A 1,158-nucleotide genomic window follows, 5' to 3' on the forward strand; every position below is an offset into this window, starting at 1 on the left:
CAGGGGACCACTCCAACATAACCTGACAATAGAGGCGGCCACTCATTGTATAGGCAACGTGGGGATATTTATAGCTCTGATAACATAGTTTAGTCTACATACACTGCAACCTGCAATCGATAACACGTCACCATAGCTCGTGCAATATCCCGCTCAAGAAACTCCAGTGTAGTAAAATGCATTAGCGAGAGCTTCAGGGTACTCAAAGACCCACCATACCATCATTATACAGTATTGCCCGAAAGGCTACTGTTGTTGAAAAATCTGCACAACTCCACTAAAAATGCATCGATCTGCTGTTATTAACAAATTTTATTGTTCTGCAAAATCCAGTGCAGTTGTGTACTGTGGCATAGCATGTTAAGTAGCGGTAGATTTTTTTAGATCTTTCTCCAAAATGGTAAAACAAATATATCAACAAAACAAAAGTGCTATGGTTGTATTAGCACTGGGAAGCAATATTGGCGATAGGGTAAGCGCTTTGAAAGAGGCTATAAAACTCATACCATTGCATAACAAACTATCCTCATCCGTATATGAGAGTTGCGCTTTGCTTCCTGACAACGCTCCATTTTGCTGGAACATGCCTTTTCTGAACATGGTCGTCGCTGGATATACACATTTTTCTCCAGAGGATCTATTACAGAGCGTTAAACAAATAGAATCCCAGCTGGGAAGATGTAGTATTGGCCATTGGAGCCCCAGAAGCATAGACATCGACATCATACTATGGGAGGGCGTTACAACAGAGGATCAGGCTCTCACTATACCTCACAAGGAAATGCACAAACGTGACTTTGTTTTGGTACCTACCTGCGATATATGTCCTCGCTTTCCACATCCTGTACTAAAAGCAACAGTGGAATCGATATTGCTGAAAAAGCTGGATATCAACCTTGTCAAAAAATATCAGGTCTTACATTTATAGGAAGGAAGAATACCTCTATATCATTTGCTAAAACACAGGTGCAAGACCCCACTACAAAGCACATCACCAGTTATTATCTGTGGGCCGCTGTTTATCGAGTGGCCTACAATGCAGATGCATGTCAACATCTCACATCTAGTAGAGCCTTAAATGGCATATCACCATCACATTCATACCAAGGAGTTCCAAATGAGACTTTTTTTCCTCGCACCATATCCCCTATAAGCTGG

1 protein-coding gene is annotated in these 1,158 nt (G+C 41.5%); it reads left to right on the forward strand.

Translation table 11 applies throughout. The annotated features are described in order from the left end of the window. Positions 1–433: 433 nt before the first annotated feature. Positions 434–928, forward strand: a complete 495-nt coding sequence (gene folK, locus KPX09_RS05330; protein WP_249549311.1) for a 2-amino-4-hydroxy-6-hydroxymethyldihydropteridine diphosphokinase — start codon at positions 434–436, stop codon at positions 926–928. Positions 929–1,158 lie beyond the last annotated feature (230 nt).

The sequence above is a fragment of the Anaplasma phagocytophilum genome, from assembly GCF_023476575.1.
Lineage (GTDB): Bacteria > Pseudomonadota > Alphaproteobacteria > Rickettsiales > Anaplasmataceae > Anaplasma > Anaplasma phagocytophilum_A.